Annotated in this window: 12 protein-coding genes; 10 read left to right on the forward strand and 2 right to left on the reverse strand. The window is 70.1% G+C overall.

Annotated features, from left to right (window positions below; all coding sequences use genetic code 11):
• The first annotated feature begins 7 nt into the window (after positions 1-7).
• Positions 8-1,306 carry an EAL domain-containing protein gene (locus J421_RS13205; protein WP_025411646.1) on the forward strand — a complete coding sequence of 433 codons (1,299 nt, stop codon included), beginning with the start codon at positions 8-10 and terminating at the stop codon, positions 1,304-1,306.
• The gene (locus J421_RS13210; protein WP_158508787.1) at positions 1,222-1,746 is read left to right on the forward strand and encodes an EAL domain-containing protein; all 525 of its coding nucleotides are present in this window, start codon (positions 1,222-1,224) and stop codon (positions 1,744-1,746) included. Before J421_RS13205 ends, J421_RS13210 begins: the two co-directional genes overlap by 85 nt.
• Here J421_RS13210 and J421_RS13215 read toward each other — a convergent pair.
• Complete coding sequence (locus J421_RS13215; protein WP_025411648.1) at positions 1,695-3,041, reverse strand: 3-deoxy-D-manno-octulosonic acid transferase; 1,347 nt, start codon at positions 3,039-3,041, stop codon at positions 1,695-1,697. The genes J421_RS13210 and J421_RS13215 overlap by 52 nt on opposite strands.
• Positions 3,038-3,781 (reverse strand): DsbA family protein, encoded by a 744-nt coding sequence (locus J421_RS13220; RefSeq protein ID WP_025411649.1) that lies wholly within the window; start codon positions 3,779-3,781, stop codon positions 3,038-3,040. Before J421_RS13220 ends, J421_RS13215 begins: the two co-directional genes overlap by 4 nt.
• A 73-nt stretch (positions 3,782-3,854) precedes the next feature.
• On the opposite strand from J421_RS13220, the gene J421_RS34485 reads away from it, so the two are divergent.
• The 8 genes from J421_RS34485 to J421_RS13260 all read left to right on the forward strand — a co-directional run bounded on the left by J421_RS34485 (position 3,855) and on the right by J421_RS13260 (position 15,386).
• A complete protein-coding gene (locus tag J421_RS34485; RefSeq protein ID WP_025411650.1) occupies positions 3,855-4,694 on the forward strand; it encodes a TPM domain-containing protein in 840 nt (279 codons plus the stop codon).
• Between the two features lie 17 nt (positions 4,695-4,711).
• Complete coding sequence (locus tag J421_RS13230) at positions 4,712-5,431, forward strand: nucleotidyltransferase domain-containing protein (RefSeq protein ID WP_025411651.1); 720 nt, start codon at positions 4,712-4,714, stop codon at positions 5,429-5,431.
• Between the two features lie 48 nt (positions 5,432-5,479).
• Positions 5,480-6,139: a LemA family protein gene (locus J421_RS13235; RefSeq protein WP_025411652.1), complete on the forward strand. Its 660-nt coding sequence runs from the start codon at positions 5,480-5,482 to the stop codon at positions 6,137-6,139.
• Positions 6,140-6,565: 426 nt separating this feature from the next.
• A complete protein-coding gene (locus J421_RS13240) occupies positions 6,566-7,369 on the forward strand; it encodes a TonB-dependent receptor plug domain-containing protein (protein ID WP_025411653.1) in 804 nt (267 codons plus the stop codon).
• The gene (locus tag J421_RS13245) at positions 7,366-9,882 is read left to right on the forward strand and encodes a TonB-dependent receptor domain-containing protein (RefSeq protein ID WP_025411654.1); all 2,517 of its coding nucleotides are present in this window, start codon (positions 7,366-7,368) and stop codon (positions 9,880-9,882) included. Before J421_RS13240 ends, J421_RS13245 begins: the two co-directional genes overlap by 4 nt.
• A 16-nt stretch (positions 9,883-9,898) precedes the next feature.
• Entirely contained in the window at positions 9,899-11,278 is a 1,380-nt protein-coding gene (locus tag J421_RS13250; RefSeq protein WP_025411655.1) for a SusD/RagB family nutrient-binding outer membrane lipoprotein, read from the forward strand.
• Positions 11,275-11,757, forward strand: coding sequence for a hypothetical protein (locus tag J421_RS13255; protein WP_158508788.1), 483 nt, complete (start codon positions 11,275-11,277; stop codon positions 11,755-11,757). The genes J421_RS13250 and J421_RS13255 overlap by 4 nt, the downstream gene beginning before the upstream one ends.
• Positions 11,758-12,122: 365 nt before the next feature.
• Complete coding sequence (locus tag J421_RS13260) at positions 12,123-15,386, forward strand: SusC/RagA family TonB-linked outer membrane protein (protein ID WP_025411657.1); 3,264 nt, start codon at positions 12,123-12,125, stop codon at positions 15,384-15,386.
• Positions 15,387-15,392 lie beyond the last annotated feature (6 nt).

Here is a 15,392-nt window from a genome sequence, read left to right on the forward strand (position 1 = left end):
CGGGCTGGTGAACGAGCCGATCCCCGCGCGCCACGACCCGGCGCCCCCCGCCGGAGGAACCACGGCCCCAACCGACTCCGGGTACGCCCCGGTCCTCATCACCGACTCGTACGATCCCGCCGTCGCCGAGGCAGCCTCGCAGCTCGGCGGCTGGCGCGTCGACGTGCGTCCCGCGCGCGAGCTCGCCGCCGCGGTGGCGCACGCACCCGACGCGCGCGCGGTGATCGTGACGACCGACAACCCGAACGCGCTGCGCGACGTGTTCGAGCAGGCGCGTCGCGCGGGCGTCGCCGTGGTCGTCGGGTGCGTGGACGAGACGATGCGTCGGCGTGCCGCCGAGCTGCGCGCCGACGACTGGTATCGCGTGCCGGCGCCGCCGGACGAGATCGCGGCGCGCGTCCGCACGGCCACCGCGCGTGCCGCGCCGACCGGCGCCGCGCTGTCGGACCGCATCGAGCGCGCGGAGTACGAGCAGATGCTCTACGACGCGCGCACGGGGCTGCCCACGCTCCCCGTCGCAATCGAGCGGTCGCGCGCGCTCATCAAGGAGCGCGGCGAGGTGGTGGTGCTGTACCTGAACTTCGTGCGCTACTCGAAGCTCGAGGAGATCTACGGCTGGGAGAAGCTCGACGCGGTGCTGGAGACGACGGCGGCGGCGGTGCGCGAGCTGCTCGCCGAGTCCACGTTCGCGGCGTCGAAGGCGCTCGTGTCGTTCACGAACGACGCCGACGTGGTGCTGCTGCACGTGCCGGCGCCGGACCGGAAGTCGACGAGCGACGCCGAGATCACCGAGCTGTCGTCGCGGCTGGGCGCGCACATCGCGCGCAAGCTCGAGGCGGCGCACGGCGAGGAGGTCGCCGCGTTGTGCGACATCTACGTCGGCGTGGCGCACGTATACTACAACCCGAAGGTGCGGCTGGAGCGGCTCATCTACCGCGGCATCCGCGAGGCGGCGATCGCCGCGAAGAGCGTGGAGGAGCGCGAGCGTGCGCACAAGGTGGCGGATCTGCGCTCGAGCCTGCGCGAGCGGCTCGTGTACGTGGACTACCACCCGATCGTGGAGGCGACGACGCGCCGCGTGTTCGGCTACGAGGCGCTCGCGCGCGGCGTCATGCGCTCGCTACGCAGCCCCGAGGTGATGTTCGAGGTGGCGGCCGAAGCCGACCTGCTGTGGGAGCTGAGCCGCCTGTGCCGCGCGCGCGCGCGATCGAGGAGATGCCGGTGCGCCTCAAGCATGGCGAGCTGCTGTTCCTCAACGTCGACCCGCACGACTTCGCGGACCCGGAGTTCTCGGAGACGGCGTTAGGCGTGTCGGATCCGCGGCGCGTCGTCATCGAGATCACCGAGCGCACGGCGATCAAGGACTACCCGAAGTTCCGCGAGCGGCTGAAGGCGTTCCGGGAGATCGGATTCCGGTTCGCGGTGGACGACGCGGGGAGCGGCTACGCGGGGCTCGGCTCCATCGCGAACCTCGAGCCGGACTTCATCAAGCTCGACATGTCGCTCATCAACTGCATCGACACGAACTTCATCAAGCAGAACCTGGTGGAGACGATGGTGCGGTTCGCGAACGACCAGGGCGCGATGGTGATCGCCGAGGGCGTGGAGCGCGCCGAGGAGTTCGAGACGGTGCAGTCGCTCGGCGTGCATCTGGTGCAGGGGTTCTTCCTGCACCGTCCCGAGCGGCCCGACGGTCAGCCCTCGGCGACGGCGCCGGCGGAGTCCGTGGCGCCGCCGGCCGCGTGAGCGCGGCCTAACAGCCCCTCGATCAGCGCCCACGTGCGCGTGTCGGCGCCGAGTCCCGCGCGCACGACGTCGCGCGCGGCGGTGCCGGCGTGCGCGCGCAGCGCCTCGCTCGTCATCCAGCGGCGGATCTGCTCGGCCAGCGCGCGCGAGGTGGCCGCGGTGGCGGCGCCGCCCGCGGCCAGCAGCAGCCCGGCATCGCGGCTCTCGGTATGGCGCGGCCCGAAGCAGACGGGAAGCCCACACGCCGCCGGCTCGAGCACCGAGTGCAGCCCCGCCTCGTGGAAGCCGCCGCCGACGAACGCCGCGCTCCCCGCCGCGTAGAGCTCCGCCAGCACGCCGACGCGGTCCACGAGCACGACGTCGGCATCGCGCGCCGCGCCGCTCTCGACGTCGCCGAGGCGCGCGAGCGGGGCGCGGTGCGCGGCGGCCCACTTCTCGACGGCCGAGAGGTGCGCGTCGGTGGGCTCGTGCGGCGCGATGACGAGACGCGCCTTCGGGTTCTGGCGTCGCACCGCGACCCACGCCTCGAGCAGCACCGTCTCGTCGGCCGGCCACGTGCTGCCGGCGACGAGCGTGAAGCGGTCGCCGAGCAGCGGCGCGAGGAACGGGGCCGAGCGGTCCACGGCTTCGGCGCGCCGCCACGCCTGGTCGAAGCGCGTGTCCCCGGTGACGGCCACGCGGTCGGCGCGGACGCCCAACGCCGTTAGGCGCGCGGCATCCTCGTCGCTGATCGCCCCGACCGCGTCGAGCACCTCGTAGGCGCTGTGCAGCGCGAGCCGCGCCAGCGGCCCGCGGCGCGACGAGCCCTCGCTCAGCGTCGCGCTCACCAGGCCCACCTTCACGCGCCGCCGCGCGGCCGTCGCGGAGAGCAGCGGCCACACGTCGAGCTTCGCGAACACGAGCGCCGACGGGCGCAGCGCGTCGAGCGCGGCCACCGCGTCGCCGCCCGTGTCGAACGGCAGGTAGTCGGCGAAGTCGACGTCGAGCGTCTTCGCGAAGCGCTCGGCGCTGGGCGAGTAGAACGTGTACGCGAGCTGCAGATCGGGTCGGAGACGGCGCGCCAGCTCGAGCACGGGACGCGCCTGCAGTCCCTCGCCCACGCTCGGCGCGTGCATCCAGAGCAGCGGCCGGCTCGTGTCGCGACCGTTCGCGCCCCACGCCGCGAACCGCTTGCGGATGCCGCGCCGCGCCCGCAGCGCGCGGCGCACCTTGCTCTCCCCCGCGGGGACGAGCGCGGCGGAGACGCGCGCGAGCTGCCCCGCGGCCGCGTAGACCGGCCGGATGAACGGGTTCACCGCGCCGTCTTGAGCGCGGAGTCGAGCGCCTGACGGAAGATCGGCAGCGGCTGCGCGCCTTCCACCTTCACGTTGCTCGGCACGAGGATGAACGTCGGCGTGCTCGCGACGCCGCTCTTCTGCATCCGGTACTGATCCGCCTCGACGAGCGCGCGCATGACGTGCGAGCGCGTGCACCTCTGGAAGCGCGGAACGTCGATGCCGACCGCGCCGGCGAGCGAGTCGAACTTCGCGCTCTGATCGCCCGCCTTCGCCCAGCTGTCCTGCGACTGGAACAGCGCCGTGTGGTACTCCCAGAACTTGCCCTGCGCCGACGCGCACATCGCCGCCTCGGCGGTCGGCTGCGCCTGCACGTGGATGTCGAGCGGGTAGTTCATGTAGGCCATGCGGATCTTGCCGGCGTCGACGTAGTCCTTGCGCAGGGCCTCGTACGTCTGGTCGTGCCACATCTTGCAGTACGGGCACTGGAAGTCGCTGGCGATGATCATCCACACCTTCGCGCCCGGCGCGCCGACGATGCGGCCGCTGTCGGCGGCGGCGCGCAGGGCGACCGAATCCGCCGGCATGGATCCCGCTTTCGCCGTCTCGCCGCTCGCCGTCGCGCTCGCGTTCGTCGGCCGCGCTTCGGCGGCGGGCGTCGCGGACTTGCCGTCCGCGGACGACCGGCACCCCGGCGCGACGACGAGAAGCAGTGCGGCGAGCGCGCGTGGAGCGCTGACGATGGGGGAGGAGATGCGCATGATCACGAGAGAGGAAGGAAAGCGGGTCCGCGACACACGGCCGGCTCCGGCGCCGTATTAAGATACACGCCTCATGCACGCGATAGCCTCCATCCTCGTCGCGCTGCTCGCGCTGCTGCAGCTGCAGATCCCGGCGCCGACGGGCTTCGTGAACGACTTCGCCCACGTGCTGTCGCCGGAGGCGCAGGCGCGCATGGAGGCGATCGCGCGTCAGGTGCAGGAGCGCTCGCGCGGCGACATCGCCGTCGTCACGCTCCCGAACCTCGGCGGCCGGCCGGTCGAGGAGGTCTCGCTCCGCATCCTCCGCGAGTGGGGGGTGGGTGCCAAGGCGGCGATCGGCGAGCAGGCGCGCAACGCCGGCACGGTCATCCTGCTCGTCCCGAAGGAGACGAGCGACGATGGCGCGGGCCACTGCCGCATCGAGGTGGGGCAGGGGGCGGAAGGGTTCCTCACCGACGCGGACGCGGGGACGATCTGCCGCGACGCGACGCCGCTGTTCCAGCAGCGCGACTACAGCGGCGCGCTCACGCAGATCACCGTGCGGGTGGCGGAGGAGTACGCGCGCGCGTTCAACTTCGCGCTCGACAGCGCCGACACCGCGCTGCCGCCGCTGCCGACCGACGTCGGCGACCGCGCCCCGCGCGGGCGCGGCGGCATCAATCCGATCGTCGCGCTCGTCGTGTTCTTCGTCCTCCTCAGCGTCTTGGGTGGGTTGGGGGGACGGCGCCGGAGCGGCTGCGGGGGATGCATCCCGATCTTCATCCCGATGGGCGGCGGCGGCTGGGGCGGCGGGGGCTGGAGCGGCGGTGGCTGGGGCGGCGGGGGCGGCTGGGGCGGTGGTGGGGGCGGCGGCTTCGGCGGCTTCGGCGGCGGCGGTGGTGGCAGCGGCGGTGGCGGCGGATCGAGCTGGTAACGGACTGGAGCCGACTCATGGCGAAGATGACCCTCGACGATCTGGTCGCGCAGTTGAAGGCCGCCTACGGGCCGGCCCTGCGCGCGGTCGTGCTGTACGGCTCCGCGGCGGCGGGCGAGCACCGGCCGGGACGATCCGACTACAACGTGCTGGTGGTCGTCGAGTCGCTCGGCATGCCGCAGCTGCGCGCGGTCGCGGCGACGGCGCGCGCGTGGGGTGAGGCGGGCCATCCGCCGCCGCTGACACTCACCGTGTCGGAGTGGCTCTCGTCGTCCGACGTCTTTCCGATGGAGTACGCCGACATCCTGGAGCGCCATCGCGTGCTGCACGGCGACCTGCCGCTCGCCGGCATCACGGTGCAGCCGGCGGACCTGCGCACGCAGGTGGAGCAGCAGGCGCTCGGCAAGCTGCTGCAGCTGCGCGGGGGGATTCTCGCCACGGGCGGCGTGCAGAAGAACCAGCTCGCCCTGCTCGAGCAGAGCCTCAGCACGCTGATGGTGGTGTTCCGCGCGGTGACGCGGCTGCACGGCGGCCGGCCGCCGGCGGACTACGAGGCGCTCGCCACGCAGGTGGGCGCGGAGGCCGGCTTCGACCCTGCACCGTTCGTGCGGGTAGTACGACACGTGCGCGGCACCGAGAAGCTGCCGCCCGACGCGGCGGAGGGGATCCTCGCCGCCTATCTCGACGCACTCGGTGCGCTCGTCGCGCACATCGACCGCTACACGGCGGGGCGCTGAAGCATGGGCGCTGACGCATCACCCGAGCACACACTCCGAGGACCACACATGCCTGGACGTCGCACGCTTCGACGCGCGCAGATCGCGCTGGCCGCCGTCGCGCTGCTGGGGGGGACCGGGTGCGGCTACAACCGCATCCAGCAGCTCGACGAGCAGGCCAACACGGCCCAGCACAACATCGAGACGCAGCTACAACGCCGGGCCGACCTGATCCCGAACCTGGTGGCGACGGTGAAGGGCTACGCGCAGCAGGAGCAGATCATCTTCACGCGCGTCGCCGACGCGCAGCGCGGCCTCACGGGGGCGCTGGCGGGCCACGATCCGTCGCAGATGGCGCAGGCGAACGACAACCTGACGCGGGCGCTCGTGCCGATGCTCACGCTCGTGCAGGCGTACCCGCAGCTGCAGTCGAACCAGCAGTTCCTGAAGCTGCAGGACGAGCTGACGGGCACCGAGAACCGCATCGCGGTCGCCCGGACGGACTACAACTCGGCGGTCCGCGAGTACAACACGACGATCCGCACGTTCCCGTCGGCGATGACGGCGAAAGTGACGGGCGCGAAGCCGCGGGCGTACTTCGAGGTGACGAACCCCGCGGCGCGCGAGGCGCCGACGGTGGACTTCTCGCAGCCGGCGGCGCCCGGCGCGGCGACGCCCGCCACGCCCGCCCCGCCGCCGCCCGCGCCGAGCGGCGCGAAGACGCCGTAAGCGGGGCGGGCCCCCCGTTCGCGCCCCCGTCACGATGCGTCGTGACGGGGGCGCAATCGTTTCGGCGCCGAACGCCGGACTTCGTGACGAATCGCGCAGCGCGGTGATGAAGTTCTCTTAGCGTGGGTGACGGGCACTTAGGCCGCAGGGTCCTCCCAACCGAGCGACCATTCTTGCGCCCGCTTTCAATGTGGCGCAGAATCCCGCGCCAGGGCTCGTCAAGCGTTTCCGTCGAACGTCGTTCGTACGTCGCCGAAGCACGCTGTCGCCAGTCGGACCGCTGTTCCACGAAGCCGTCCGCCGCGTCGCCCGCCGCGCGTCCGCCGCGCGTCCGCCGCAGCTCCGCGCGGGCGGTTGTCCCGGAACGCCTGCCGCACCTTGGCCGCAGGCGGCCCTTCGTCCCGTCCCCAAGACGTTGGAGGAGGCATGAGACTCGCGCCTTGCCGCTCGCTCGCCGCGCTCGGCTGCCTGCTGCTGCCGGCGGCGCTCGCAGCCCAGGAGCCCGCGACCATCACCGGCACGGTGACCGGGGAGAGCGGACCGCTCGCTGCGGTCGCCGTCTCGATCCCGGAGCTCGGCGCCGGCGGCGTGACCCGCGAGGACGGCCGCTACAGCTTCACCGTGCCCGCCGCGCGCGTGCAGCGGCAGTCGGTCACCCTCACCGCCCGCCGCGTCGGCTATCGCCCGAAGAGCGTCCGCCTCACGCTCGTCGGCGGCCCGACGACGCAGGACTTCGTGCTCGACGTGAACCCGCTGCAGCTCGGCGAGGTCGTCGTCACCGGCGCAGGCACGACGACGGCCGTCGAGAAGCTCGGCAACGTCCGCAACCAGGTGAAGTCCGAGCTGATCACGCGCTCGAACGAGCCGAACGTGGTGCAGGCGCTTGCGGCGAAGGCGCCTAACGTCCAGGTGAACGCGTCGTCGGGCGATCCGGGGGCGTCGAGCCGCGTGCAGATCCGCGGGCTGCGCACGCTGATCGGCAACATCGAGCCGCTGTTCGTGATCGACGGCGTGCCGGTGACGAACTACACGTTCTCGACGACCGACCTGAACCCGGTGGACGCGGGCAACACGGGTGTCGGCGGGCAGGCGGAGTTCGGCACGCAGGAAGGGACGTCGGCGCCGAACCGCATGTTCGACATCAACCCCGACGACATCGAGAACGTGGAGATCCTGAAGGGGGCCGCGGCGGCGGCGATCTACGGCGCGCGCGCGCGGCGAACGGCGTGATCCTCATCACGACGAAGCACGGACGCGCAGGCGAGACGCACGTCACGCTTCGCAGCCAGGGCAGCTTCGACGACATGACGAAGGTCTATCCGCTCCAGCGCTCGTTCGGGCAGGGGCTCAGGAACGTCGCCGCGGGCGTGTGCGAGGACATCACGAAGAGCGCCTGCGTACGCTCGTGGGGCCCGCGCATCGCTGGGGCTCCCACGTACGACCACGCGAACGAGGCGTTCACCACCGGGCACATCGTCGACAACACCGCGAGCATCACGGGGGGCTCCGAGCGGACGACGTTCTTCCTGTCCGGCGGCTACATGCACCAGGAGGGGATCTTCGTCGGACCGAACAACTACTACAACCGCGCCACCGCGCGACTGAACGGCTCGCACAAGATCGCCGACAACCTGACGCTGAGCGGCAACGTGATGTACGCCGACTCGCGTGGGCACACCGTCCAGCGCGGCAACAACGTGAACGGGCTGCTCCTCGGCCTGCTCCGAACGCCCCCCAACTTCAACAACCTACCGTACCTCGATCCGACCACGGGGCTGCACCGATCGTTCCGGTTGCAGAACCCGACGCTCGAGACGCAGGGGCAGAGTCGCGGGTTCAACAACCCGTTCTACACGCTGTACGAGGAGCTCAACAATCAGCAGACCGCTCGATCGCTCGGCAACGTCGGTGTCGACTACCAGGCGCTGAAGTGGCTCAAGTTCAACTACTCGCTCGGCGCCGACTATGCGAACGACGAGCGGCTCGAGGGGTGCCCGCAGGAGTGCTCGGACGTCGCCGTCGGCGGCCGCATCACCGAGGGGAAGATCGTCAACTACCAGATCGATCATAATCTCACGGGGACGGCCACCTGGTCTCTGTCGGAGAACTTGAAGGGAACGCTCACCGCCGGCCAGAACCTCAATTCCCGCAACTTCCGCGTGCTCTCGCAGGTGGGCCGCACGCTCATCGCGCCGCAGCCGTTCAGCGTCCTGAACACGCTCTCGCGCGATCCGCCGAGCGACTACCAGACGCAGGTGCACACCGAGTCGTACTTCGGGCAAGCGACGCTGGACGTCGCGAATCAGCTCTTCCTCACCGGCGCGCTGCGCGACGACGGCTCGACGACGTATTCGGAGAACAATCGCCGCGCGCTGTTCCCGAAAGCGAGCGCTGCGTGGACGTGGTCGGAGATGTACAAGCCGTCATTCGTGACGTTCGGCAAGCTGCGACTGTCGTATGGCGAGGCGGGCAACGAGCCGCTGCCGTACTTGACGTCGGTCACGTTCAGCGGCACGAACTTGCTCGGAGGTGTCGCGCAGGGCACCGGCTTCACGCCGACGCAGAGCGGCCTCGGTGGCCTCGTCTTCACGTCCACGAAGCCGTCGACGGATCTGAAGACCGAGCGCACGAAGGAGCTCGAGGGCGGCTTCGACATCGGCATCTTCCGCGAGAAAGCGGACCTCAGCTTCACGATCTACAAGTCGCGCACCGAGGACGCCATCCTGCCGATCCCGCTCGCGCCGTCAGCGGGCTATGCCACGGAGTACAAGAACGGCGGCACGCTCGAGAACCGCGGCCTGGAGGCGTCGCTCAACATCCGCCCCTTCGCCCGCAAGGATCTGTCGTGGGAGATCGGGCTGAACTGGGGCCAGAACCGGTCGAAGCTCGTCGCGCTCGAGGGCGCGGACTTCCTCCCCGTGCCGGGGCGATTCGTCGGCAACGTGTTCATGGTGGGCCAGCCGCTCGGCGTGATCCGCAGCGAGGGCATGGTGCGCTGCGGCATCAGCCCGGACAACGCCGTGGAGGGGCTCAATCTGTCGACGGTGTGCGCGGGCAAGCCGACGGGTGCGCTCTACATCGACAACGGCGATCACTGCAACGACGCTGGTATGCCGTGCGAGGACTCGAAGCTCCGCATCCTCGGCGATCCGAACCCGAAGTGGACGGGCGGGATCAACTCGTCCTTCAAGTTCCGGCGCCTGTCGCTCGGCACGCAGGTCGACATTCGGCACGGCGGCAAGGTCTGGAACGGCACGAAGGGCGCGCTGTGGAGCTACGGCACGCACAAGGACACCGAGTCGCGCGCGATCTGCACATCACTCTCGTCGAGCGACTGCACCGGTAACATGCAGACGTTCGGCACGGCCGGCTGGTTCCCCGGGCCGGTCGCGGGCCCGGGCGCCGGAACGGCCGTGCCGATCGGAGAGAATTGGTACCGCGGCCCGATCGCGCCGTGCGCGTTCACCGGGATCGACGAGCAGTGCCTGGAGGACGGCGGGTTCGTGAAGCTGCGCGAGATCTCCGTTGCGTACACTTTCTCCGCGCGGCTGGTGCGCCGCTCCCTCGGGGTCTCGTCGATGGACTTGCGCCTCGCCGGGCGGAACCTCCACACGTGGACGAAGTACACCGGGCTCGATCCAGAGACGGACGTGAGCCAGGCGAACTCGCGCGTGCTTGGGGCCGACTACTTCAATCTCCCGATGACGCGCTCGGTCGTCATCACCCTGACACTCAACCGCTGAGCCGGAGGACCACCGCATGCGACTGAAGATCAGCGCGGCCACCTCCAGGCTCGCGGCCGGCCTCGCCGTCGCCGCCATCACGTTAGGCGCCTGCCGCGGCTTCCTCGAGGCGGACAAATCCGTCGCGGACCCGAACAATCCGACCGCCGCCGCCACGAACCAGCTGCTCGTCGGCGCCTCCGCGAACCTCATGGGGCTCGAGGAGAGCTCGATGGCGATGATCGTCTGCCAGTGGGTGCAGCAATGCGGCGGCGTCGGCGGACGCTTCGTCGAGCAGCAAGCGCAGTACGTCGGCGTCAACTCCGACAGCTTCGACGCCACCTTCTCCAGCCTCTACACGGGAGGCGGGCTGATCCAGCTGCGCGAGATCCAGAGCCGCGCGGACAAGGCGGGCGACAAGGTGACGAAGGGCATCGCCGAGGTGATGGAGGCGATGGTCATCGGCTTCGGCGCCGACATCTGGGGTGACATTCCGTACCGTGAGGCAGCGGGCGACAATCCTATGCCGGCGTTCGACCCGCAGATGCAGATCTACGATGACCTGCAGGGCGTGTTGGACAAGGCCATCACGGACCTCGCCGGCGGCGGCAACGGCCCCGGCGCGGCGGACCTGTTCTACGGCGGTGACAAGGCGAAGTGGACGGAGCTCGCGAACACGATCAAGGCGCGGCTCTACCTGCACACGGTCGAAAAGCTCGGCAACGCGCAGTACGCGAAGGCGATCGCCGCGGCGCAGAAGGGGATCAGCACGCCGAACAACGACTTCAAGGATCCGCACACCGATGCGACGACGGAGCGCAACATGTGGGCGCAGTTCCAGCTGTCGTCGTTCGGGCAGGATCTCGTCGCCGGCAAGCCGCTCGTCGACATCATGAAGGCGCAGGACGATCCACGGTTGAGCGAGTACTTCGGCAAGAACCCGTCGGGGGGATATGGCGGGTATGACCAGGCGCTGGCGAACACGCCCCCCGATCAGATCTCGCCGATCGCTGGGTCGGATCGAGCGAGCAACGGCGGCTTCTCGATCCCGATCGTCACGTTCGACGAGAATCAGCTCATCCTCGCCGAGGCGAGCTTCGTCACGAGTGGTGCGTCGGCGGCGGCGCCGTTCCTGAATCGGGTGCGCGCCCTTCACGGGAAGCCAGCGATCGGATCGCCGACGCTGCAAGACATCATGTACGAGAAGTACATCACGACGTTCGAGAACCCGGAAGCATGGAACGACTACAAGCGGACCTGCCTCCCGAGCCTGAGGCCCGCGCTGAACAAGTCGGCCATTCCGGGACGGTTCTACTACGGGTCGACCGAAACGCAGACGAACTCGAACGCGCCCGACGACTCCGGGCTAAACCTGTTCGCGATGCGCAACGCGAACGACCCGAATTCATGCCGGTGACGAGGCACAGGCGGACGCCGGTCGCGCTCCCGCGCGCGACCGGCGTCTTGCTCACGCTGGTGACGGCTGCGGGATGCTACGACTACGTGCCCCTGTCCACCGGCGCGGAGCGGCCGGCTGCCGAAGTGGAGCTGACGCTGACGGATTCCGGCGCGGTCGTGCTCGCGCGCGATATTGGCCGCGCGAGCACGGCGATCGACGGCACGCTCGTGAGCGGCGGCGATGCGAGCGCGTACACTATCGCCGTGCGGCAGGTGCGACGTCGGGATGACGACCCCGCGCCGTGGCGCGGCGAGCACATCGTCGTACCGCGGCCGCTCGTGGCCGAGGTGCGCGAGCGCCGACTGTCGCGCACGCGGACCGCGCTGGCGACGGTGGGCACCGCGGCAGGCGTGCTGCTCGCGCGCGCCGCGATTCGTGGGCTCGGCGGCTCGAATGCGGGGCAGTCGGGTCCAGGAACGAACCCCGGTCCGAAGTAGCCGAGCCCGGGGGCTTTACCGACGGCCCCCTGTTTGGCGAAAGTTCTCCCATGCCGCCGACGGCCCAGCCGTTCGCTCGTTACAGGCGGCCGCTGGAGATGTCGGGGTGGACGATGGCGATGCCGTAGCACAGCGCGGTCTTGCGAGTCCGGCCACGGCCCTCCGACACCTACGTGTTGGGGGCCGTCGTGCATTTCTGGTGGGGTGACGTGATCCAGAAGTGACGAACGGCGGCCGCGCTCGGTGACCGCCGCGCCGTCGCGCTGGTCCGCCGCCATTGCAGGCTCACGCGCGCGGACGTCCGCGCGCACCGGCGTGCCGGTCGCGGACCGGCGCCGAACCTCGTTCATATCCTTGGAGTCACGATGCATCGACAGTGGAGTCGAGTTCTCGCGCTCGCCGGCGCGGTCGCGGCATGTCCCGCGGTCGTACGCGCGCAGACGGCGGCCACGATCGCGGGCCGCGTCACCGGTGAGGCCGGGCAGCCGCTCGTCGCAGCGAGCGTCTTCATCCCGTCGTTGAACTACGGCACGACCACGCGCACGGACGGCACGTACTCGTTCACGGTGCCGGCGAACCGCGTGTCGGGGCAGACGGTGGCGATCACCGCGCGCGTCGTCGGTTATCGCGCGGAGACGGTGCAGATCACGCTGCGCGGCGGCACCATCACGCAGAACTTCACGCTGGCCACCGCGCCCGCGCAGCTGTCCGCCGTCGTCGTGACGGGCGCCGGCACGGTGACGACGCGCGAGCGCCTCGGCAACGTCATCAACTCGATCGACACGACGGCGATCCAGCGCGCGTCGGCGCCGCAGAACGTGGTCGCGGCGCTCGCCGGCAAGGCGCCGAACGTCGTCGTGCGCGAGCAGTCGGGCGAGCCGGGGTCGTCGGCCTCGATCAAGATCCGCGGCGTCGCGACGGTGACGGGCGGCGCGAGCAGCCAGCCGCTGTTCGTCGTCGACGGTCAACCGATCGACAACTCGACGGTCTCCACGAACGGCGGTGACCAGAGCACGGTGACGCAGAACCGCGCCGCGGACATCAACCCGAACGACATCGAGTCGATCGAGATCCTGAAGAGCGCCGCCGCCGCCGCGATCTACGGCGCGCGCGCCGCGAACGGGGTCGTGCTCATCACCACGAAGCGCGGACGCGCGGGCACGACGAGCTACACGCTCAACTCGACGAACACGTTCGACAACATCATGAAGAAGGACATCCTGCAGCGCTCGTACGCGCAGGGTGCGAACGGCACGGCGGCGACGTGCACGGTGCTGAACTGCACCCCCGATCGCCGCTCGTGGGGGCCCGCGGTCAGCGGCCCGACGTTCGATCACATCGACGACATCTTCGACACGGGCACGACGTTCGACGAGAACCTCAACGTCACCGGCGGCACCGAGCGCACGCTGTTCTTCGTCTCGGGCGGCCTGACGCGGCAGAACGGGTTCATCGTCGGCCCGAACAACTACTACAACCGCGCGACGGCGCGCCTGAAGGCGTCGCACCGGCTGTTCAACTCGCTGAACGTCGGCGGCAACTTCTACTACGTCGACACCCGCGGCGGCTACGTGCAGAAGGGCTCCAACATCTCGGGGCTGCTTCTCGGCTCGCTGCGCACGCCGCCCAACTTCGACAACCGGCAGTACATCGACTCGGCGACGGGCCTGCACCGCTCGTTCCGCTTCCCGCGTCCGGCGCCGACGAGCCTCACGCGGTCGCGCGGCTACGACAACCCGTTCTTCGTCCTCAACAACCCGGGCAACAAGAGTGAGCTCGGGCGCGTGAACGCGCAGGTCAACCTCGACTGGCGTCCGCTCGACTGGCTCCGCGTCCAGGAGACGTTCGGCGCGGACAACTACGACGACGATCGCGTCGAGGCGCTGCCGCTGACGTCGTCCAACCGCCCCGACGGTCAGGTCACGCGCTTCCAGCAGACGAACCTCGAGATCGACCACAACCTGCTCGTCACCGCGAACTACACGATCCGGCCGAACTGGTGGACCGGCACCGTGTCCGCGGGGCAGGAGCTGAACTCGCGGCGCTATCGCAGCGTGTACGTGAACGGCGTGACGCTCAACGCGCCCCAGCCGCTCGACCTGCAGAACACGCTCTCGTACCAGCCGAGCGAGTTCCGCTCGCTGCAGCACATCCAGGGCTACTTCCTGCAGGGCACGGCCGACCTGTGGAACCAGCTCTATCTCACGGGGCTCGTCCGCGACGACGGCTACTCCACGTTCGGCGCATCGAAGCGCACGGCGCTGTTCCCGAGCGCGAGCGTCGCCTGGTCGTTCTCGCACGCCCTCGGCAACAGCGACGAGCGCGGCGCGTTCAGCTTCGGCAAGCTGCGCTTCGGCTACGGACAGACCGGGCGTGAGCCGCCGGTGTACGCGACGATCAGCGCGTTCTCGACCGGCAGCGCGTCGCTGAACGAGGGCTTCGGCAGCGGCTACGGGGACTTCATCAACGCGTCGCAGAGCGGCCAGGGCGGCCTGGTGAACGGCTTCGTGCTCGGCAACAACGACCTGCGCCCGGAGCGGTCCACGGAGCGCGAGTTCGGCGCGGACCTCGGCTTCCTCGATCAGCGCGTCACGCTCGGTGTCACGTACTACAACAAGCGCTCGACGGACGTCATCATCGCGCTGCCGGTGAACGCCGGCCAGACGGGCTCCACGCGCGCGCTGAAGAACGCGGCGACGATCTCCAACAAGGGGCTCGAGGTCGAGTTCAACGCCCGCATCTACCAGAGCAAGAACCTCGGCTTCGACCTCGGCGCGCAGTTCGGCCGCAACCGCGGTCTCGTCGAGGCGCTCGCCGAGGGGACGGAGTTCATCCCGTACAACCTCGAGGGCTTCACGGGTGCGATCGGCTCGTCGACGGTCGGCTACGCGCCGGGCGTCATCCGCGGCCTCGACTTCGCGCGCTGCGGCCGCCATCTCACGATCGAGGGCGTCGGCGACATCGACGCGCTGTGCGGCGCGAACGCGAAGAAGGACGCGCTGTTCCTCGCGGAGGATGGTCTCCCGGTCCCCGATCCGACGGACCGCGTGATCGCCGACCCGAACCCGAAGTGGACGATGGGCTTCAGCCCGACGCTCCGCGTGTCGCGTCTCACGCTGTCGGCGTTCCTCGACGTCCGCCGCGGCGGCGAGGTGTGGAACGGCACGAAGGGCATCCTGTACTACTTCGGCACGCACAAGGACACCGACATCCGGAACCAGCAGGGCGCGTACGGCAAGAACTACATGACGTCGCGCTATCCGGACGTCGCCGGCCCCGGCGCGAACGTGACGCCGTTCAAGACCGCGCAGGACTGGCAGGCGTGGATGAACGGCGAGGGCGGCGGCTTCGGCACGGTGAGCGGCCAGTTCATCGAGAGCGGCAGCTTCACGAAGCTGCGCGAGGTCTCACTCGCGTACACGGCCGACCAGCCGTGGGTGCGGCGCTCGCTGGGCGTGAGCAGCATCAACGTCCGCGTGTCGGGTCGCAATGTCGCGCAGTGGACGCCCTACACGGGCTTCGACCCCGAGGCGAACCTTGGCGGCGCCGAGTTCCTGACGCAGGGCATCGACTACTTCAACAACCCGGTGTCCCGGTCGTTCGTGATCGCGTTCACCGTGAACCGTTAGTCCAGG

It is taken from the genome of Gemmatirosa kalamazoonensis, from assembly GCF_000522985.1.
In the GTDB taxonomy this organism is placed as follows: Bacteria; Gemmatimonadota; Gemmatimonadetes; order Gemmatimonadales; family Gemmatimonadaceae; genus Gemmatirosa; species Gemmatirosa kalamazoonensis.